The sequence below is a fragment of the Methanosarcina sp. Kolksee genome (assembly GCF_000969945.1).
GTDB classification, from domain to species: Archaea; Halobacteriota; Methanosarcinia; order Methanosarcinales; family Methanosarcinaceae; genus Methanosarcina; species Methanosarcina vacuolata.
This window is the reverse complement of sequence record NZ_CP009524.1, coordinates 2,870,262-2,889,341: the sequence shown is the minus strand read 5'-3', so window position 1 is coordinate 2,889,341 and position 19,080 is coordinate 2,870,262. Positions and strand designations below refer to the sequence as shown.

The window sequence follows — 19,080 nt, the reverse complement described above, 5'->3', positions numbered from 1 at the left end:
AATATAGGAAAATAAAATTGGAATATCCCAAACTTTTATAAATTTGTATAAATTTTAAGAAGTTCTCAGAAGTTCTCAGTAATATAATCCACCATGGACTCGAAAACCCGCAGGCCATCGTCTGAGCCCAGGATTGACTCGGAGGCTCTCTCTGGATGGGGCATGAGACCTAAGATATTTCTTGAAGTGTTTACAATTCCTGCAATATTTTCTAGGGAACCATTAGGATTAGCTGCATCCGTTACTTTTCCGTTTTCATCCACATAGCGGAAGACAACCTGCTCGTTTTCGTCAAGCTCGGCCAGAGTTTTCTCTTCGGCATAGAACTGACCTTCCATATGGGCAATAGGCATTCTGATAACCTCGCCTTTCCTGAACTTCGAGGTGAAAGGCGTATCAACGGTCTCTACCCTGAGGTTAGTCCAGTGGCAACGGAATTTCGGGTACTCGTTAGTTGTCAGAGCTCCTTCAAGCACCCGGGCTTCGGTAAGAATCTGGAAGCCGTTGCAGATTCCAAGCACAGGCTTGCCGTCGGCTGCAAGTTTTTTTACTGAGTTCATTATTGGAGTGCGGGCTGCAATTGCTCCTGCCCTGAGATAGTCCCCATAGGAGAAGCCTCCAGGGACGACGACTCCGTCAAAACCTGTCAGATCTTCCTGTTTGTACCAGACAGTCTCGGCGTCCACACCCACAACGTCTTTAAGGACATGCAGGACGTCCTGGTCGCAGTTTGTGCCTCCGAACTGAAGTATGGCAATTTTCATTTTTTTCCCTCAATTTTCAAAGCTTTGGCTTTTTCTTATGCCTCAATCGCTTATCCACACGCCTCAGTTAAGTTCCTTGAGCTCGATTGTATAATTATGGATAATTGGGTTTGCAATTAGTTTCTGGCACATCTCATCAACTTTCTGGTTTGCAATCTCGGCAGACTCGGCCTCAAGCACGATTTCATACAGCTTTGCGGTCTTTACGCTGCTGACCTGATAGCCAAGTTGTCCGAGAGCCCTTTTTGCGGTAGTGCCTTCAGGGTCAAGCATACCTGCTTTCTGTTCTATTCTAACTGTTGCCTGGTACTGCATTTATAAGCCTCAATTTTAAATTTTGAAATTAACTGAATGTCCCCGCTTTTCGGGACTCGAATGCGGGATTAAATAAATAGGTAAATTTCAGTTTGCACTATAATAATTATAAGGGGTTTGATTTATTTTTTGGCGAGAACTATAGTGTAGGTTTCCCGAATATGTCTTTTGTTTATTTTTGGGCGTTAGCTGGTTTTTAACTCGCCTTACCAGCGCCGATTTCAAGGGAAATAAGGATAAAACATATTTAATCTTATGGGTTTCAGTTTGTTTTGGCTACCGGCTGGCTAAGTGCTAAAAATAGAGATTTTGATAAAGTACTGAATGCTCATAGGTTCACTAAATACCATTGAACTGGTCATTTTCCGGCTCCCCTCTAAAACTCAAAACTTCCTATAAGATTCAAAAATCATTTTAAAATCCAAATATTACTCTAAAAATTTAAACTTACTTTAAAAATCTAAATATTTTGCTGGCCTCTGGGGCAACAAGTCATACTTTAAAAAGTTATAGATGACTACATCAGATCAAGTTTCACTGAAAATAAACCTTGTTGCTGGAGTTTTGTCTACCAAGCGATAAAACTACGTGAGAGGCAATTTAAGTCAATTACAGAGGTTTTGTGTGAGTTTTAAGGATACAAAAAACAAAGGAGACAAAAAACAAAGGATACAAAAAACAAAGGATACAAAAAACAAAGGAGACAAAATACAAAGGAAACAAAATACAAAGGAAACAAAATATAAAGGATACAAAAAACAAAGGCGACAAAAAACAAAAAATAACGGTAGGAAGTTTTAACTTCCCTTGCTTCTTGTTACTCATACTTAGGCCCCGTCACAGAATAACCTATGCATATTCCCGGTTGGGCATTTTGATTTTCACTACCAAGGTCACCAATCAAAGTTACAATAAATTATAAGTTGCATAGGTTATTTCGTTGCGGGCACTTAGGCCTCGTCTCAGAATAACCTATGCAGATTTCCAATTGGACGTTTTGATTTTCACTATTAAGGTCGCCAATCAAAGTTTCAATAAATTATAAGTTGCATAGGTTATTTCGTTGCGGGTACTTAGTTCAGCATCTGATTAATTTTGCTGTAAAAATCTATAATAACACTAGTTGCCTCATTGTCCATATTCAGCTGAAAAGTTCGGATTTGCTTACCCAGGGGTTTTTCCTGAACAATGCCTGAAAGAACCAGAGGTGTGATAACCCTTGATACGCTGGAATGAGACAGGCCAGTTTCTTCAGCTATCCCTGAAAGATAGGTTGGCTCGTCCTGGTTTTCTATCAAGTTCTTAAGAACTGTCATCTGTGCGGTTTTTCCAAATATTTTTTCCATTGAATCCATTGATATCATCTCAGAGGTGGCTATTCTCTATAAGTGATTTCCAGTCCCAATAACTGTTGACGGTTAATAAACCTATCTTCTAATTTAATAGGTTAGAGGTCTGTACAAATAATCCTAATATTTGGATGATCTATTCTCTCGAGAATGTAATCTTCTAACTTACCTCAAGCGCGTAAGTAGTATATACATTATAACTTTTATCCTCACCACGAAATTATATGGAGATTTAACATGAGAAGCGATATCATCAAAGAAGGACCGGAAAGAGCCCCCAATCGCTCACTTTTAAAAGCGACCGGAGTCACAGATTCCGAGATGAGAAAGCCGTTTATCGCAGTTGTCAATTCCTGGAATGATATAATTCCTGGCCATATGCACTTGAAAAAACTTGCTGAGGCTGTAAAAGCCGGAATCAGAAATGCGGGGGGAGTTCCTTTTGAGTTCCATACCATAGGAGTCTGCGATGGAATCGCAATGGGACACGAGGGTATGAAATATTCCCTTCCTAGCAGAGAAATTATTGAGGATACAATTGAACTGATGGTTAAAGCTCATCAGTTTGACGGTATGGTCCTCATTCCCACATGTGACAAGATTGTGCCAGGCCACCTTATGGCAGCAGGCAGGCTTGATATCCCTGCAATTGTTGTAACCGGAGGGCCTATGCTCCCCGGATACATAGATGACGGTCACAAAGATTTCATCTCAGTCTCCGAAGGAGTCGGGGCTCATAGAGTAGGCAAGATTTCAGACGACGACCTTAAAAGGCTTGAAAATTTTGCATGTAATGGAGCGGGGTCCTGTGCAGGGATGTTTACAGCAAATACTATGGCGTGTATGACTGAAGCGCTTGGCCTGAGCCTTCCAGGCTGTGCAACTGCCCATGCAGTGGATGCAAAAAAGGTCCGAATTGCCAAGGAATCAGGTGAACGTATCGTCGAAATGGTTAAAGAGAACCTGACTCCCAGAAAGCTTGTCACTTTTAAATCTTTTGAAAACGCGATAATGGTAGACATGGCAGTCGGAGGGAGCACAAATACCACTCTGCACCTTCCTGCCCTTGCCCATGAATTCGGGCTGAATCTCCCTCTTGAGAAATTTGATGAACTTAGCCGGGCAACTCCTCATCTGATCTCACTTCGTCCTGGAGGGTCAAACTTCATGTTGCACTTTGACAGAGCAGGTGGAGTTCAGGCAATTATGCAGAGGCTTTCCCCTAAGCTGCATCTGGAACAACGTACTGTTAACGGCAAGACTATCGGGGAGAATCTGAAAGAACTGGACATTGTTAATCCGAAGCTTAATAAAGAAATTATTGGAACTCTTGAAAATCCAATTCATGCTCAGGGAGGAATTGCAGTCCTGAAAGGCAGTCTTGCCCCTGGAGGCTCGGTTGTAAAACAGGCTGCAGTTGATCCAGGGATGCATGTTCATACAGGCCCTGCGCGGGTTTATGACGGTGAAAAAGCTGCTATGGAAAATATCCTTGCAGGCAATGTGAAACCTGGAGACGTTGTTATCATACGATACGAAGGTCCGAAAGGCGGCCCTGGAATGCGGGAAATGCTTGCAGCTACAGCCGCACTTGGAGGTATGGGACTGCTGGAATCTGTGGCTCTGATAACTGACGGACGCTTTTCCGGAGGTACTCGTGGGCCCTGCATAGGGCATGTCTCCCCTGAGGCTATTGAAGGAGGGTCAATTGCTCTTGTAAAAGATGGGGACATGATCGAAATCAATATTCCTGAAAGAGCACTGAACCTGAAAATTTCAGACGAAGAACTTAAGCAGAGGAAAGCTGCCTTTGTGCCTCCGAAAACCGAGATCACAGGTTACCTTGCCAGGTACCAGCGCTCAGTCCATTCCGCAAACACAGGCGGGATAGTTGACTAAGTTGTCTGATTATGTTTAGAAGTATTACGTGTTTGGAGAGCTTTTTTCTCCATTATTTTTTTAATTATTTTCTACTTCAAGTGTTTTTGGAGAGATGATTTCAGTACTTTCCTGTAGTCATTTAATCCCTCGGACTATGGGCTAAATTTTAGTTTTTTGAAATACACAATAAGTTGTCAAGACTCGTTTAGGTTCAAAAGCTAGCCGTTTTGTCGTTGATTTTAGCGATTTACCTACTACTTTTTTTTCAAACCTGAAATCCAAAGAATTAAGCAAAAGACCAAACGTTTTTATGTCCAGGAAAACAAGTGCTGCTGTTAGTGCCTTGAGGCATATTTTAGTACACACAGATAGATAGATGGTAACCCAAATAGTTTAAATAAAGAATTGATGTAAATACAATATATATAACAGTGTGAATATTATACCTGTATCACCTTTAAGGTCTTAAAACCTTTATGGGCTTAAAAAAAATCAGTAATAGTAGACGACAAATATGAATAAATCAGTTATACTATTGATTCTCCTTGCGGCTGTAATCTTAACAGCTGGCTGTATTAATAGCAAGGCAAATGTCACGAGTCCTCAGGAAGCACAGGAAAATTCTACAAATTCTCAGGAAAACAGTACTGTTTTAGAGATTACCCAACTGGATCAGATAAACACATCTCTCGAAAAAGGGCCAGTTCTTTTGAAACTCGGAGCTGAGTGGTGTGAAGAGTGTCAGGAGTTAAATCCTGTTTTGGCTCAGGTTGCAACAGATTATGCAGGCAGAGCCACAGTCGTGACTGTAGATATAGACAAGAGTCCGACACTTGCTGATTATTTTGGAATATATGTAATCCCTGACTCTTCTGTAATCGTGGGCATTGAAAACGGGACATATGTTTATATGCAGCAAGATGGGAACGTTACCACTGAAAGGTCAACGGCCAGGATTTTAAAAATAGAGGGTAAAGAAGTATACGAAAATGTTCTGGATCTAGCTCTCCAGAACGAAAAAAGTTAAATTTAATTCATCGTTCATCGACTCTGGTCCAAAATCTAGTGATTTTTGTATTTTTCGATTGAAATCATGAACTTGCAGGAAGAATTCGTTCTTCAATCAACTTAATATTTGATATCGAAAGACTTCCATCGAGAGGACGTATTTAATGGATTATAACCAATTATAAAATCTAGTGATTTTCAATTTCACGTTTATCACTGGATTTTGGTACTGAGTCCGTTCATCGGCTAAGGGATTTTCTTGCCTGAAAATATCGATTTTGCATTAGAAACCGGCCTTAAATTTTGGCCTATTTACATGAAATCGATATCCTGTTCCAGCTCATAATTTATTTAAATATTTAATAAATGTTGAGGGAATTGGCGCAATTTATTACGATTCCTAACTTAACCGAAGACGCATGAAATTTAATTAAATTTTATACCCAAAACCATATTCCCCTCTCCTTCTTGAGTGCAGATAGAGGATCGAACCTAAATTACAGAAACGCTACCTATTAGTGCTCGAGTACAATTTTTTCCTCCAAACTCATAAAGCTTTGGAGCTATTATTTCATTATTAGAAACTCGTTCGATTACTTAGTCATCCTTTGAGCTTGATTTTAGAAGCTGGCAGGATGTTAAAAGGTTGAATAATCTCATTGCCGAAATTTTTAGTAGAGCCCTGCTTTGGAATCTCTATTTTGAGGTCATTATACAGTGTTTGCGTGTGTGGCCAAATGCCAGAGGAAGGCCTGTGGAAAGACCTGTTAGGTCTTGCTTCCTTAAACCGCATACCATAAAACTGCAAATAAAAATCATCTGCTTCCTTTCTCAGGTCAACTCCAAGTTTTCCGGGATGCAGCTTGTCTGCTATATACAATAATCCCAATATCCAGCGAGGGCTTCCGAAATCCCAGGAAGGCGGAATTTCATAGACACGATGCTGTGTCACAGCATCGGCATGTATTCCATATTTCTGGCACAGAGAATAGAACTCATCGAGAGGGCGAGAAAGAAAACCGGAGACAAAAATAACCCCGGGATTGTGCTTATTGATGAAGAAAGGGGAAACATTTACACCCAGTTTACCTTCCTTTTGAAGCTGCTTATTGATACTCACACCACCGGAAAATGTCACAAGGTTATTTTCCATTCTGCCGGCATTCAGGGCAAAGAGCGGAGATCCCATGCAATAATACACATTATAACTGCTTTTTCCTGCTGAAAGGTTCTGGACAATTTTCAATCGCTTATGAATGAAAGAAACAAGTTCTTCTCCTTTTTCCGGCATATTAGCTATTTCAGCAATAAACCTGATGAACTCAAGATAAGAATATGGCTGACGTATCATATTATGTATTTGCGTAAGGGTTTTGGAGTCTGAGACCTTACTCCAGACATCCATTAATTTATCCTCACCCCAGACATCCATTAATTTATAATCATCCCGTACTCCCAGACATGTAAGTACTGCATGAACCATACTGAAATCCTGACTTATACTGTAACTGTCCATGAAACCTGTTTCATTGAAACCTTCAGTGGAAGCTTTTCCCTGAACTGGAATGCTGCCACCGCAGCTACATGTGTGACTCACCCAGGGTTTCACAAGCCTGGAGCCAAAAGGCCTGTGAAATTCCCGCTCTATCAGGAGCCTGCCACATTCGGGACAGTATGTGTTTAATAGTTCCGTGCCTGGCGAATTAAAGAGGTAGACAAAATCCAGATATCTGCGCAAGTCGGAACATATTTTTTCCGCGTCTCCCACTGATGGTTCCAGTTCTATTGGAGCATAGCCAAAGGGAAGGAATCTCATGACATGCAACGGAATATTAGAAGAAATCTCAGACACTGCCTCTGCGACTTTTATAACATCATCCTCATTTCCCTTTGAATAAACGACTGAAGTTTCAACATGTACTCCCATGTCAAAAAGTCTGGAGATGTTGCGAAAAACAGGAGCTGATGAATTAACTCCACAATTTTTATAACTTCTGTCAGAATAACCTTTAATTCCCACGTTTACAAAGTTAACGAGCTGTCCAAACTCTTCTAAAGTCTCACTTGTGAAATAACAATTGGTTGAACAACCTACAAGTAAACTTTTTTCCTGTGCCTGTACTGCAAGGTCCCTGAAAAGATAGTAATTAGCAACAGGATCATTTATTGCTGAAATTACGCCCAGACACTCCTGTTGTAAGGCCTTTTCTACTATCTTGGACGGCCTGAGTGAGGCTTGCTGGACCGAAGGTCTACTTGATGCTGGCATCCGTGCCATACAACCAGGGCACTGAAAATTACATCCTGTACTGAAAACTTGCAGGAACTTGCCTGATGGATAGAAATGAAGTAAAGGAACTGCTTCTATTGAAACCGGAAGTGCTCCCAGATATCCCATATCAGGGTACTGGATTACAGTATTGCCAGTGCTTACATAAGTGCCACATCTGCCCATACTATGCTTATCGATTTCGCACCTGACTTCGCATACATTGCATTGCATTTAACCTCCCTCAAATAATACCACAATGAAGCCGGAGCCATCCTGAACTATATGGCAGGAAATATCTTTTCGTTTTCCAGTTTCGCGTATAATTTGAAGTTTTCCTAACTTGGGCGTTTTTGAATTAACATTCCTTTCCGGAAAAACTGTGTTTGTTTTTTTACAACTTGTTGCTTTAACCTTTTTTATGTTTAAAACACCATCATTATTCATTTTTTAAGTTCTAAGCGTTATGTCTATTCTTGCATATTGATACTATATTCTATCAAGACGGTATGTACCAGGATTCAACATTGTAATGGTCCTTCTATTTTTGTGTCAAAATACCGCATTACTATAATTTAATGGTTTGACCGTTATGCATATTTATACATAACGGTTCGAGATTTTAGATCCTTATAAGTTGCTTCTTACAATTGGAGTTCTCAGTCATAAAACAATATTTAACGTTCATAAATATAACCTTAATTTTATCTTTAAGCTGGAATTTGTTCTTTAATTGTGGGGGGATATCTGGCAATAGATATCGTTTTTGTAGTAACAACTATTTATATAATCTTAATATATATGGATTTTTTAATAAACATCCCAATAATAAAGTCAATGAAAATGTATATATATAATTAGATAGGAAATAAGAAGCTGTATTCCGCTTAATAAATGGATGTTATGTTTATCTAAACATATCAACTGCAAAAAATAATTTAAATTTTATATGGTGGAGTACACAATACAAGAACACAGGCAAAAAAGAGGCGTTGTGTGAAAATAAACACATTTCATATAAAAATAATTTATTATGTATAAATTTGGGCAGGCAACATAAAAGATCCGACAACTTTGTTTAAAAATTTAAATGGATGCTCAAGATACTAAGTTCAAAGAAGCAAATGAGTTTCTGGGCAATGTTTGCGTAAATACTGAAGGAGTGTAAAATGACAAGAAAAATTGCTTTCTATGGAAAGGGTGGAATCGGAAAGTCCACCACTCAACAAAATACTGCAGCTGCTATGGCATATTATCATAGCAAAAAAGTTTTTATTCACGGGTGTGACCCCAAAGCGGACTGTACTCGTCTTGTGCTCGGTGGAGTAGCTCAAACTACGATAATGGATACTCTAAGGGAGCTTGGCGAGGATGCTGTGACAGCTGAAAATGTCATCAATGCAGGTTTTGATGGAATAAAATGCGTTGAGTCCGGCGGCCCAGAGCCCGGTGTTGGCTGTGCTGGCCGGGGAGTTATTACTGCAATTAATCTCATGGAGGAAATGGGAGCCTATTCTGAAGATCTTGATTTTATTCACTTTGACGTATTGGGCGATGTTGTCTGCGGCGGTTTTGCAATGCCTATTCGAGAAGGAAAAGCCCAGGAAGTATACATAGTTGCTTCTGGAGAGATGATGGCGACTTATGCTGCAAATAACATCTGTAAGGGCCTGTTGAAGTATGCCGAACAAAGCGGGGTGAGGCTGGGAGGAATTATTTGTAACAGTCGTAAGGTGGATAATGAGCTGGAAATGATGGAAGAGTTTGTCTCTGCACTGGGAACGCAGCTCATACATTTTGTACCGCGTGACAATATTGTCCAAAAAGCGGAGTTCAATAAAAAGACGGTTATAGAGTACGACCCGAAATGCAACCAGGCGCTTGAATACAAGGAACTCGCCAGGAAAATCTTAGAGAATGACATGTTTGTGATTCCAAAACCCTTGAGTATTGACCAGCTGGAGAAAATGGTCGCAAGATATGGTCTAATGGATTAATTCAAGGAGAAATGAGAAATGAAAATGGTCCGTGCCATAGTACGTCCTGAATGGACTGAAGAAGTAACCGACGGACTTGCAGAAGCCGGTTATTACTCCCTTACGAAAATAAATGTCTTTGGAAGAGGAAAACAAAAAGGGATCACTGTCGGGGATGTACATTACGATGAGCTCGCAAAAACAATGATCATGATGGCAGTAGAAGATGAGGCAGTTGATGAGGTAATAAAAATAATTTCCGGAAAAGCATATACCGGCAACATGGGGGATGGAAAAATCTTTGTGAGTACGGTTGAAGATGCATACACAATTAGCTCGGGTGAAAAGGGATTATGAGTAGTAATTCTGAAAGCCGGAAATTTTGAACACCTGGAGGGTTCCGTATGAAAGAAGTTACTGCGATTGTCAGACCTAACAAGATGTCTGCTACGAAAGACGCTTTGGATAAAATCGGCTTTCCTGCAATGACGGCAATTCCAGTTTTAGGAAAAGGCAAGCAAAGAGGCATCTCGGGAGAGCTCAATTTTGGAATACAACCAAAGCTGCTTGCGAAAAGGTACAGTACCGGTATGAAATACATACCCAAAAGACTTCTGAGCGTAGTTGTAAGTGACGAAGATGTGGATTTGGTGATTAAAACCATTATTGAAGTCAATCAGACTGCCCAGATTGGTGACGGAAGGATTTTTGTCGAGTCCATTGACGATGTTATTCGGATCAGGACTGGCGAAAAAGGAGAACTAGCTTTAAAATAAACAGATACGAGGCCTGTAAAATGCCGTTAAAACTATTCTGTTGCGATGAATGCATACCGGAGCGCCAGAACCATGTTTACATAAAAGAAGAAGGAGAAGACACAACTCAGTTTCTCCCACTCTCAAATATAGAAACAATACCCGGATCATTATCAGAAAGGGGTTGCAGCTATTGCGGAGCAAAACTCGTTATTGGTGGAGTAATTAAAGACTGTATTCAAATGATACATGGACCGGTAGGATGTGCATATGATACCTGGCACACGAAAAGGTATCCCAGCGACAATGACAACTTTCAATTAAAATATATCTGGTCTTCAGACACAAAAGAAAAACATATTGTTTTCGGGGCTGAAAAACAGCTCAAAAAAGCAATCAAGGAAGCTTTCAAAGAATTTCCAGAAATAAAGAGAATGTTTGTTTACACTACCTGTACAACCGCATTGATAGGAGACAACCCCAAAGCAGTATGTCGTGAGATTGAGGAAGAACTTGGAGATGTCGATATATTCGTTGTAGAATGTCCGGGATTTGCTGGTGTCAGCCAGTCAAAAGGACATCATGAACTGAATATCGGCTGGATGAGGGATAAAGTCGGAACGCTGGAACCTGAAATTACAAGTCAATATACAATTAATGTCATCGGTGACTACAATATTCAGGGTGATACCTACGTACTGCAAAAGTATCTTGATAAAATGGGCATACAGGTCATTGCACATTTTACCGGAAACGTAACCTATGATCAATTGCGCTGCATGCATAGAGCAAAGCTGAATGTGGTCAACTGTGCGCGTTCTGCAGGATATATAGCCAACGAACTTAAGAGAGTATATGACATTCCAAGAATGGATGTCGATACCTGGGGTTTTGAGTACATTAAGGTAGCACTGAGAAAGATAGGATCTTTTTTTGGACTGGAAGATAAAGCTGAAGAAGTAATTGCAGAAGAGGTTGCAAAATACGAAGGAAAACTTAACTGGTATAAGGAACGGCTCAAAGGAAAACAGATCTGTATCTGGACTGGGGGGCCAAGACTGTGGCACTGGACAAAAGCTCTTGAAGACGACCTGGGCATGGAAGTTGTCGCCATGTCATCTAAATTTGGTCATCAGGAGGACTTTGAAAAGGTTATTGCCAGGGGACGGGTCGGTACGATTTATATTGATGATGGAAATGAGCTTGAGTTTTTCGAAGTACTGGAGAGTATCCATGCAGACCTGATTTTAACCGGGCCCAGAGTTGGAGACCTGGTCAAAAAACTGCACATTCCATACATTAACGGACATGCATATCACAACGGCCCATACATGGGCTTTGAAGGCGCAGTAAACATGGCGAGAGATATGTATAACGCGATTTATTCTCCGATGTGGGGTTTAGCTGGAAAGGATCCAAGAGTGGTGGATTCTCCTATGTGGAGTTTAGCTGAAAAAGATCCTAGTGTGGTGCAAGAGTCATGAATGAAAAAATAGAGGAAGTCACGGCTCTTATCCAGGAACAGTGTTTGTGGCAGTTCTTTTCAAGAAGCTGGGACAGAGAGGAAAACATTGAAGGTATTATGACAATGACCGGTAAAATTCTGAACGGAGATAAAATAAATCTTGTAACGCCGGCAGATAAAGCGTTTTACTCCGATGCAAAAATCCTTGCTGCTGATCTTCAGAAAAAGATCCCCTGGATCTCCGAACTTGACAAATCAGGAGTACTGGAATTAATTGAAGGCGTCAAAAAAAGATTGCTCTATATTACTGTAAAAAAGTCACGTAACTGCGAACTGAACTTGTCAAATTACTAAATAAAAGGCGGTAAAAAAGATGTCGTGTGAGCTGATGTTGAAAGAGCGAACAGGAATCATTAATCCGATGTATACCTGTCAGCCTGCAGGTGCCCAATTTGTGGGAATTGGTATAAAGGATTGCATTCCGCTTGTACATGGCGGTCAGGGCTGCAGCATGTTTGTCAGGTTATTGTTCGCTCAGCATTTTAAAGAAAATTTTGACATTGCGTCTTCGTCTCTACATGAAAGCGCCGCCGTTTTCGGGGGCTCGATAAGGGTAGAAGAAGCGGTTGAAACGCTTATTGCGAGGTACCCTCAGCTGAGGATTATACCTATAATAACTACTTGCTCTACCGAAACAATTGGAGACGACATTGAAGGTATAATCCGGAAAGTAAATACGATAATTAAAGAAAAGCATCCTGACAGAGATGTGAAGCTTATAGCTGTGCATACGCCAAGCTACAGCGGTAGCCAGGTGACAGGTTACGATACGGCCATTAGCTCGGTTGTAAAAGCTCTTGCAAAAAAAGATGAGCCTTCCGGAAAGCTGAATATATTCACTGGTTGGGTCAATCCGGGAGATGTTTCTGAAATTAAGCATATATTATCTGAGATGCAGGTTGACGGAAATATACTTCTGGACACCGAGACCTTTGATGCTCCTGTTATGCCTGACAAATCGGCATTCGCATATGGAAATACAACCATTGAGGAAATAGCCGACTCTGCCAATGCTCTCGGGTCAATTGCATTAAGCCGTTATGAGGGAGCAAATGCTGCAACATATTTAAAAGACAAATTCGGCGTGCCTTCAATTGTTACGCCAACTCCTATAGGCATAAGCAACACCGATATCTTTCTTGAAAATATCAGCAAGCTTACCGGCAATCCAATACCCGAATCACTGGTTATCGAACGCGGAAAAGCGATAGATGCGATTGTAGACCTTGCCCATATGTTTTTCGCGAATAAGAAAGTAGCCATTTTCGGCAATCCGGATCTTGTCTTCGGTCTTGCGCAGTTTTGTCTGGAATGTGAACTTGAGCCTGTGCTTTTGCTTTTAGGTGATGATAATACGCTGTATAAAAGTGACCCAAGGCTCAAAGCACTTGAAGAGAAAGCAAACTGCGATATAAAAACTATCTGGAACGCTGATTTATGGGAACTGGAAAGCCGTATCAAGAACAAATCCATAGACGTTGATTTGATTTTGGGGCATTCAAAAGGACGCTACATTGCTATAGACAATGATATCCCCATGGTCAGAGTAGGCTTCCCAACTTTTGACAGAGCAGGGCTGTGGAAATATCCAGTAATCGGATACAAAGGAGCAGAATGGTTAGCTGAAACAATTGCCAATACAATTTTTGCATCCATGGAAAGTAAGCATGACAGAGAATGGATAATTAATGTCTGGTAAATGAAAGGAGGCAAAAAATGGAGAATTATCTGGTAGTTGCAGCATTTGTCATAGCGGAATTGCTGGGAGCTTTAATTTATTTTAAAACAGAAGATTCTGTGAAAAGGACGTTATTGACCTGTCTTGGACTTGGCTTTGCCATTGCAGTTGTCCTTCTGGATATCATCCCGGATGCTACCGAAGATTTTTCAGCAGGATACTGGCTGGTCGCGATCGGGTTCATTGCAATGTTTGCTGCAGGATTCTACACAAAAAGTGTCGGAAAGTATTCAGCCGTTTTAGGACTAGCGATTCACAACATTGCAGAAGGCGTGATTATAACCACTGAGTTCGGACCGATTTCTCCGATTTTAGCAGTCGGAGCGGTTCTGCACAAACTCCCAGAAGGAATGGTCTCCTTTTCATTACTGGACGAATTAGAGGACAAAACCAGGTTTGCAATTGCAGCTTTGATCGCATTGTTAATTCCAGTCGGTGCGGTTATGCCCATCCCTGAAAGCATCACAAAACCGCTTATGGCGCTTAGTGCTGGTGTTATCCTTTATGTCGTAGGAAACCTGTTGGTCACGATCATTTCCGAGAATTATGGAACTGCAATCGATAAAGGAAAACTGAGTAAAAAGCACGATCTAAATATAACTACGCTATCCTCTGTGGCGGTTTTCGGAGCAGTAATTGCCTGGATATCCTGTTTGATGGCGTAAAGTTGTAGCTAACGCGATCAACAAATTTTTTATTTTTTGGTTGAAACCAGTTTCATGAACTAGAAAAATAGAGGGGAATATGGTAGGCATTGCTAACGAAAGTGTAGTGTTTTTTGGGCATTTAAGCGAGCTTTATCAATTGGCTAAAGAAGGGAAAATTGAAACTAAACTACAGGGCAGCCATACTCGTCCCTGCAAATTCTGGACGGCAATGAAAATCTTAAGCGGCATTAAAAATACTATCGTTATTGCTCATGGACCAAGTGGCTGCGCATTTGGAGTAAAACAGGCTTACAAACTAACAAATTGTAGAAATAGTGGTTCTCCATACGAATCCATTATTACTACGAATATTGATGAAAAAGCCATTGTATACGGTGGCGAAAAGGAACTGAAAGGCGCCATACTGGAGGTGGATAAAAAGTATAAGCCTGACGTTATTTTCGTAGCAACAAGCTGTGCCACCGGAATAATTGGAGATTATGTAGACGCCATAGTGAATAAAATCAAGCCCAAAATTAATGCCGAAATCATGGCCATTCACTGCGAAGGCTTTGCGGGAGAGTACAGGAGTGGGTTTGACCTGGTTTTCAGGCAGATTGTTCAGCTTATGGATAAGCCTGATTCGGAAAGCAGATCAAGGCTTGCCAACTCCGTCAACATCGTAGGGGGCAAAATGGGGCCCGAGAGGACTGAGATTGAAACTGATGTTAAAGAGTTGAGGCGGTTAATCGAAAGCATGGGCGCAAGTGTAAATGCCGTAATAGCAGGCAATTGTTCACTGGAAGAAATAAAACAGGCTCCCAGTGTAGCTGTAAATTGTACCCTTTGCCTTGATCTGGGGTATGCGATAGGAAGAGAGATGCTTGACCAGTTTAATACTCCTTTGAACTCCACTATTCTTCCGTATGGTATAAGCGCAACTGAGAGGTGGCTGAGAGAAGCAGCAAAGCATTTACATCTGGAAAATGAAGCGGAAGAACTGATCAAAAGAGAATATGGAGCCATCCGCATAGAGTTTGAAGAGGCAAAAAAATACCTTGCAGGCAAGCTGGCAATTGTTGAAGGGCATGATGCGATAAAATCGCTGTCAATTGCTCATATGCTCGAACGCGATTTTGGTATGAGGGCGGTTATATACAATTTTCATCCATGGAGTACGCAGGCAAGAGAAACAAGTATTGATTACCTCTTAGAGACCGGGCTTGATCCGGAAATACTGATCACAAAAGGTACACTTGCCTTTGGAAAATATGAGGCAATGGTTCAGACTGAAAATGAGCTTATGGAATATCTGGGAGATCTGAATCCTGAGACTACCGTGTATTTTGGATCATCCATGAGCTTTCCGAATATTCCAGTAGTTGATTTAAATGCCATACTGAACCGCCCCAGATTTGGTTATAGAGGAGCCTTAAAGGTAGCTAAATGTATCTGCACTGCTCTTGAGTACTCATTCAGACCGCGTAGCTGGGTAACGAAAAAAATGGTATTCCCTGGAAATTCCGGGCTATGTTCAGCCCAGTCCCTTACACCGAAGCTAGCTCAGGATTTGCCGGATTGCACGGTTTATGCAGGAAGGGAGAGAGGCAAATGTATGATGAGTTAAAATTCGATAACTGCAACCATAGCAAAGACCCTATGGTCGGATGTGCTCTTGAAGGTGCCACCGGAGTGCTGGCTGGCATCAAAGACATTAGTATTGTCATACATTCCCCGCAAGGCTGTTCTTCAACGGTTTCGGCAGCCTATGACGTCCATGAAATTGATTTTACGAAAAGAAAAGTTGCATGCACCAGGCTTTTTGAAACTGATGTGGTTATGGGCGCTTCAAGCAAGTTGAAAAAATTAATCGAAGAAGCCGATTCAAAATTTAAAACCAGGGCGATATTCGTAGTCGGTACATGTGCAGCTGATATCATTGGTGAGGATATCGAGGGTTTATGCAGAAATATCCAGCCGCAAATTAATGCGAAGCTTATTCCCTTGATGGCAGGAGGGTTTCGAGGAAACCTCTATGATGGTATTGAACTGGGACTGAATGCATTATTTCCATTTATACGAAGACAGGAAGAAAAAATTCCGGATAGCGTGAACCTAATAGCGCCTCAGGCAAACCTGAACCCTACATGGTGGGCAGATTTGAAATGGGTACGTGAAACCCTTGAAAAAATAGGAATTAAAGTTCAGGCTGTACTTCCTCACGATACGTCTCTGGAAGAACTGGATAATGCTGGGCTAGCATCGGCAAATATACTTCTCAGCCACGATGCGGGGTATAAGTTTGGGTTAAAAATGCAGGAAGTACACGGTATACCGCTTATACTATCGGACATTCCACTCCCGATAGGACTTAAAAATACTGCAAGATGGCTTCGTGCAGTGGGAAATTACTTTGGCGTTGAAGAAAAGGTTGAGGCAATAATAAAAGACGGAGAAGATATGGCCATCGACGTGCTGAGACGCAGGGGATTGATGATGATTCCCAGATACCGTAACTGCAGAGTAGCCATTTCTGCGGATGCAACTATGGGAATAGGCCTGACCAGAATGTTATTTGAAGAGCTGGAAATGATTCCGGAGCTGTTGCTGTTCAGGTCACCTGTTTCTGACTCTCAGTTGTTGCTGGAAAATGAGCTTATCGATATGGGAATTTCCCCGAAGGTTGTCTTTTCGGCGGATGGATATCAGATAAAACAATCGCTGTCGGAGAACTGTGTAGATGCTGTATTCGGCTCTTCTTGGGAGTATTATCTGGCTGAAGAACTGGGGATAAAGTTTGTGTTTGACGTTTTTAACCCGACAAACCGGCAGAATTACCTGAACAGGGCATATTTCGGATATGAAGGCATGCTGAACTTTTTGGAAAATGTTGCAAACGATTGGGAAATGGCTCTGCGTTCAAAGCACATTAACTGGGAAGAGTATTTGTAACTAGCTAAAAAATGGAGCTTGTAATATGGACATTGAATGTACAACTTTAAATGAGGTAGAAAAACAGAGCTCTGAAAAATTCAAGGTGGCAGTTACTTCAACAAGTGGAATACTTGTTGACCAGCACTTTGGGCAAGCAACCGATTTTATGATTTTTGAGATTAATGGTGAGGACTATAAGTTTCTCGAAACACGCTCGACAAAGAAGTACTGCAATGGAGGTAACAAGCTTAACAATGGATATCGTGGGAAAAAAGAAGCAATAGAAACTATTTCTGATTGTGATGCTGTGCTTTCGATGAAAATAGGCCTGGGTGCACAAAAAAAGCTTGGGGAATTCGGAATCGAGTGCGTTGAATATTGTTACACCGTTGAGAGGGGATTAAAGTATTTGCAAACCATGAGAAAGCAAAAACAAATGAAAAAAATTAGCCTACATTCTACAGCATTATCTTAAGTCAATAATTTTTCCTGATTCCAGACAGTAATAAGCTGCCATATTAAGAGGTATCCTTTTGATGATAGCGGATGCTATGTCAAGAGTACCTTTGCCACTGATATTTGACTGGAAAATTATTGCTGTATTCTAAAAATAAAAAGAGGTACCTGGATGAACAATAAAACAATAGTTATTCTATTTGTTGCAATCACGGCAGTATTAGTTTTCACCGGCTGTACGGGAGAAAAAATCAGTCAGGTGGCACAGGATAATACTACAGGGGTATCCACTTCAAACGATATAAATGTGGAAAATGCAACAAATGTATCCACTTCAAACGATAAAAATGTGGAAAATGCAACAAACGTATCCACTTCAAACGATAAAAGCGGGGAAACTAGAATTGTTACTGATTCGGCAGGCAGACAGGTAACAGTTCCTTTAAAAGTGGAAAGAGTTGCAGATACCTGGATGGGACACAATGAGGTGCTGGCTATGCTTGGAGCTGATGACAGGATTGTTGCAACAATGTTCAGTCCCAAAACAAGACCATGGGCGTATAAAGTTTGTCCGGCCTATTATAATGCTATAACACTCAGCCCAACATATGATGTGGAAGCTTTGCTTGCTACCAGGCCAGATGTTGTTTTCATGCCAAGCAGAGATAAAAATATAGAGAAAGTATCTGCTCTTGGAGTTCCTGTTGTAGAAGTAAGTTTTACAGACTTCGATTCTATGAAAAAATGTTTTTCCGATACCGCGAATGTTTTGGGAGACGAAGAGGCTTTAGAACGTTCACTAAAATATAATGCATACCTTGATAGCAAATTGGAATCGGTAAGAAATATTTCATCCAGAATACCTTACGACGAAAGACCAAAAGTTCTCCATCTCGTATCACTATCACCTTTATGCGTAGATGGCGGCGGAAATATCATAAGTGATTGGATTGAAGCTGCAGGAGGCATCAATGCTGCTGAAGAAGTAAAAGGCGGTATTATGCAGGAAGTTTCAATGGAACAAATCTTGAAGTGGAATCCTGATGTGATTATTCTTGGTGTGAACGCCAAATCTGAAGAAAAAGAGAAGATAATGAATAGCGAGTCCTGGAAGAAGGTTAAAGCAGTTCAAAATAACAGGGTATATCTTAATCCGGAGGGAGCATTTATATGGAGTCGAGCCGGAGCAGAAGAAGCGCTTCAGATTCAATGGGCTGCAAAAACCATCAATCCGGATATGTTTCAATCCATTGATATAAATAATGAAACAAAGTGGTTCTACAAGACCTTTTTTGATTACGAGCTTACAGATGAGGATGTTCAAAAAATTTTGAATGCACAGGCTCCAGATTAATAGAAACTTTAGTGAAAACTTTGGTCCTTTAGAGGTATCAGGTTGTTTTGTAAGGTTGAGATACATTAAACAACTCAGCCTCTTAGCTTTGTGTTCAAGACCTCAGAAT

Annotated in this window: 19 protein-coding genes; 14 read left to right on the top strand and 5 right to left on the bottom strand. The window is 40.9% G+C overall.

Annotated features, from left to right (window positions below):
- Nucleotides 1-65: 65 nt before the first annotated feature.
- Together purQ and purS are read right to left on the bottom strand one after the other, a co-directional pair.
- Nucleotides 66-764, bottom strand: a complete 699-nt coding sequence (gene purQ / locus MSKOL_RS11950; protein ID WP_048156505.1) for a phosphoribosylformylglycinamidine synthase subunit PurQ — start codon at nucleotides 762-764, stop codon at nucleotides 66-68.
- A gap of 63 nt (nucleotides 765-827) precedes the next feature.
- Complete coding sequence (gene purS / locus MSKOL_RS11945; RefSeq protein WP_048118445.1) at nucleotides 828-1,079, bottom strand: phosphoribosylformylglycinamidine synthase subunit PurS; 252 nt, start codon at nucleotides 1,077-1,079, stop codon at nucleotides 828-830.
- A 624-nt stretch (nucleotides 1,080-1,703) separates the two neighbouring features.
- Here purS and MSKOL_RS20265 point away from each other — a divergent pair.
- Nucleotides 1,704-1,880 carry a hypothetical protein gene (locus MSKOL_RS20265; protein WP_156151072.1) on the top strand — a complete coding sequence of 59 codons (177 nt, stop codon included), beginning with the start codon at nucleotides 1,704-1,706 and terminating at the stop codon, nucleotides 1,878-1,880.
- Between the two features lie 272 nt (nucleotides 1,881-2,152).
- Here the strand turns inward: MSKOL_RS20265 and MSKOL_RS11940 are convergent, their stop codons facing one another.
- On the bottom strand, nucleotides 2,153-2,434 hold the full coding sequence (locus MSKOL_RS11940; RefSeq protein ID WP_048121222.1) for a MarR family transcriptional regulator: 282 nt from the start codon (nucleotides 2,432-2,434) through the stop codon (nucleotides 2,153-2,155).
- A 231-nt stretch (nucleotides 2,435-2,665) separates the two neighbouring features.
- On the opposite strand from MSKOL_RS11940, the gene ilvD reads away from it, so the two are divergent.
- Both ilvD and MSKOL_RS11930 read left to right on the top strand, forming a co-directional pair.
- Nucleotides 2,666-4,327, top strand: a complete 1,662-nt coding sequence (ilvD, locus tag MSKOL_RS11935) for a dihydroxy-acid dehydratase (RefSeq protein WP_048121220.1) — start codon at nucleotides 2,666-2,668, stop codon at nucleotides 4,325-4,327.
- Between the two features lie 496 nt (nucleotides 4,328-4,823).
- Nucleotides 4,824-5,336, top strand: coding sequence for a co-chaperone YbbN (locus MSKOL_RS11930; protein ID WP_048121217.1), 513 nt, complete (start codon nucleotides 4,824-4,826; stop codon nucleotides 5,334-5,336).
- Between the two features lie 582 nt (nucleotides 5,337-5,918).
- Here MSKOL_RS11930 and MSKOL_RS11925 read toward each other — a convergent pair.
- Together MSKOL_RS11925 and MSKOL_RS11920 are read right to left on the bottom strand one after the other, a co-directional pair.
- The gene (locus MSKOL_RS11925; protein WP_048156502.1) at nucleotides 5,919-7,820 is read right to left on the bottom strand and encodes a radical SAM protein; all 1,902 of its coding nucleotides are present in this window, start codon (nucleotides 7,818-7,820) and stop codon (nucleotides 5,919-5,921) included.
- Nucleotides 7,821-8,033, bottom strand: coding sequence for a hypothetical protein (locus tag MSKOL_RS11920; RefSeq protein WP_048121213.1), 213 nt, complete (start codon nucleotides 8,031-8,033; stop codon nucleotides 7,821-7,823).
- 722 nt (nucleotides 8,034-8,755) lie between these two features.
- On the opposite strand from MSKOL_RS11920, the gene nifH reads away from it, so the two are divergent.
- The 11 genes from nifH (at nucleotide 8,756) to MSKOL_RS11865 (ending at nucleotide 18,971) form a co-directional block, all read left to right on the top strand.
- Nucleotides 8,756-9,583 carry a nitrogenase iron protein gene (nifH, locus tag MSKOL_RS11915; RefSeq protein WP_048121211.1) on the top strand — a complete coding sequence of 276 codons (828 nt, stop codon included), beginning with the start codon at nucleotides 8,756-8,758 and terminating at the stop codon, nucleotides 9,581-9,583.
- An 18-nt stretch (nucleotides 9,584-9,601) separates the two neighbouring features.
- A complete protein-coding gene (locus tag MSKOL_RS11910) occupies nucleotides 9,602-9,919 on the top strand; it encodes a P-II family nitrogen regulator (RefSeq protein WP_048121209.1) in 318 nt (105 codons plus the stop codon).
- Between the two features lie 47 nt (nucleotides 9,920-9,966).
- The gene (locus MSKOL_RS11905) at nucleotides 9,967-10,338 is read left to right on the top strand and encodes a P-II family nitrogen regulator (protein ID WP_048121207.1); all 372 of its coding nucleotides are present in this window, start codon (nucleotides 9,967-9,969) and stop codon (nucleotides 10,336-10,338) included.
- 20 nt (nucleotides 10,339-10,358) lie between these two features.
- Nucleotides 10,359-11,801 (top strand): nitrogenase vanadium-iron protein, alpha chain, encoded by a 1,443-nt coding sequence (gene vnfD / locus MSKOL_RS11900; RefSeq protein ID WP_048121205.1) that lies wholly within the window; start codon nucleotides 10,359-10,361, stop codon nucleotides 11,799-11,801.
- Nucleotides 11,798-12,136, top strand: a complete 339-nt coding sequence (vnfG, locus tag MSKOL_RS11895) for a V-containing nitrogenase subunit delta (RefSeq protein WP_048156499.1) — start codon at nucleotides 11,798-11,800, stop codon at nucleotides 12,134-12,136. The genes vnfD and vnfG overlap by 4 nt, the downstream gene beginning before the upstream one ends.
- A 19-nt stretch (nucleotides 12,137-12,155) precedes the next feature.
- On the top strand, nucleotides 12,156-13,541 hold the full coding sequence (vnfK, locus tag MSKOL_RS11890; protein WP_048156496.1) for a V-containing nitrogenase subunit beta: 1,386 nt from the start codon (nucleotides 12,156-12,158) through the stop codon (nucleotides 13,539-13,541).
- Between the two features lie 17 nt (nucleotides 13,542-13,558).
- Entirely contained in the window at nucleotides 13,559-14,245 is a 687-nt protein-coding gene (locus MSKOL_RS11885) for a hypothetical protein (RefSeq protein WP_048156493.1), read from the top strand.
- A gap of 79 nt (nucleotides 14,246-14,324) precedes the next feature.
- Nucleotides 14,325-15,854: a nitrogenase component 1 gene (locus MSKOL_RS11880; RefSeq protein ID WP_048156490.1), complete on the top strand. Its 1,530-nt coding sequence runs from the start codon at nucleotides 14,325-14,327 to the stop codon at nucleotides 15,852-15,854.
- Nucleotides 15,839-17,179, top strand: coding sequence for a nitrogenase component 1 (locus MSKOL_RS11875; RefSeq protein ID WP_048156487.1), 1,341 nt, complete (start codon nucleotides 15,839-15,841; stop codon nucleotides 17,177-17,179). The genes MSKOL_RS11880 and MSKOL_RS11875 overlap by 16 nt, the downstream gene beginning before the upstream one ends.
- A 25-nt stretch (nucleotides 17,180-17,204) precedes the next feature.
- Entirely contained in the window at nucleotides 17,205-17,636 is a 432-nt protein-coding gene (locus MSKOL_RS11870; RefSeq protein ID WP_048156484.1) for a NifB/NifX family molybdenum-iron cluster-binding protein, read from the top strand.
- 153 nt (nucleotides 17,637-17,789) lie between these two features.
- Complete coding sequence (locus MSKOL_RS11865) at nucleotides 17,790-18,971, top strand: ABC transporter substrate-binding protein (protein WP_052725445.1); 1,182 nt, start codon at nucleotides 17,790-17,792, stop codon at nucleotides 18,969-18,971.
- Nucleotides 18,972-19,080 lie beyond the last annotated feature (109 nt).

What these genes read in the sequence shown, in the direction of transcription:
- MSKOL_RS11940 (WP_048121222.1), bottom strand. Translation starts at nt 2,434, where the DNA reads ATGGATTCAATGGAAAAAATATTTGGAAAAACCGCACAGATGACAGTT.
- purQ (WP_048156505.1), bottom strand. Translation starts at nt 764, where the DNA reads ATGAAAATTGCCATACTTCAGTTCGGAGGCACAAACTGCGACCAGGAC.
- vnfG (WP_048156499.1), top strand. Translation starts at nt 11,798, where the DNA reads ATGAATGAAAAAATAGAGGAAGTCACGGCTCTTATCCAGGAACAGTGT.
- vnfD (WP_048121205.1), top strand. Translation starts at nt 10,359, where the DNA reads ATGCCGTTAAAACTATTCTGTTGCGATGAATGCATACCGGAGCGCCAG.
- MSKOL_RS11930 (WP_048121217.1), top strand. Translation starts at nt 4,824, where the DNA reads ATGAATAAATCAGTTATACTATTGATTCTCCTTGCGGCTGTAATCTTA.
- ilvD (WP_048121220.1), top strand. Translation starts at nt 2,666, where the DNA reads ATGAGAAGCGATATCATCAAAGAAGGACCGGAAAGAGCCCCCAATCGC.
- MSKOL_RS11905 (WP_048121207.1), top strand. Translation starts at nt 9,967, where the DNA reads ATGAAAGAAGTTACTGCGATTGTCAGACCTAACAAGATGTCTGCTACG.
- purS (WP_048118445.1), bottom strand. Translation starts at nt 1,079, where the DNA reads ATGCAGTACCAGGCAACAGTTAGAATAGAACAGAAAGCAGGTATGCTT.
- MSKOL_RS11865 (WP_052725445.1), top strand. Translation starts at nt 17,790, where the DNA reads ATGAACAATAAAACAATAGTTATTCTATTTGTTGCAATCACGGCAGTA.
- MSKOL_RS11920 (WP_048121213.1), bottom strand. Translation starts at nt 8,033, where the DNA reads ATGAATAATGATGGTGTTTTAAACATAAAAAAGGTTAAAGCAACAAGT.
- vnfK (WP_048156496.1), top strand. Translation starts at nt 12,156, where the DNA reads ATGTCGTGTGAGCTGATGTTGAAAGAGCGAACAGGAATCATTAATCCG.
- MSKOL_RS11870 (WP_048156484.1), top strand. Translation starts at nt 17,205, where the DNA reads ATGGACATTGAATGTACAACTTTAAATGAGGTAGAAAAACAGAGCTCT.
- MSKOL_RS11880 (WP_048156490.1), top strand. Translation starts at nt 14,325, where the DNA reads ATGGTAGGCATTGCTAACGAAAGTGTAGTGTTTTTTGGGCATTTAAGC.
- nifH (WP_048121211.1), top strand. Translation starts at nt 8,756, where the DNA reads ATGACAAGAAAAATTGCTTTCTATGGAAAGGGTGGAATCGGAAAGTCC.
- MSKOL_RS11875 (WP_048156487.1), top strand. Translation starts at nt 15,839, where the DNA reads ATGTATGATGAGTTAAAATTCGATAACTGCAACCATAGCAAAGACCCT.
- MSKOL_RS11910 (WP_048121209.1), top strand. Translation starts at nt 9,602, where the DNA reads ATGAAAATGGTCCGTGCCATAGTACGTCCTGAATGGACTGAAGAAGTA.
- MSKOL_RS11885 (WP_048156493.1), top strand. Translation starts at nt 13,559, where the DNA reads ATGGAGAATTATCTGGTAGTTGCAGCATTTGTCATAGCGGAATTGCTG.
- MSKOL_RS11925 (WP_048156502.1), bottom strand. Translation starts at nt 7,820, where the DNA reads ATGCAATGCAATGTATGCGAAGTCAGGTGCGAAATCGATAAGCATAGT.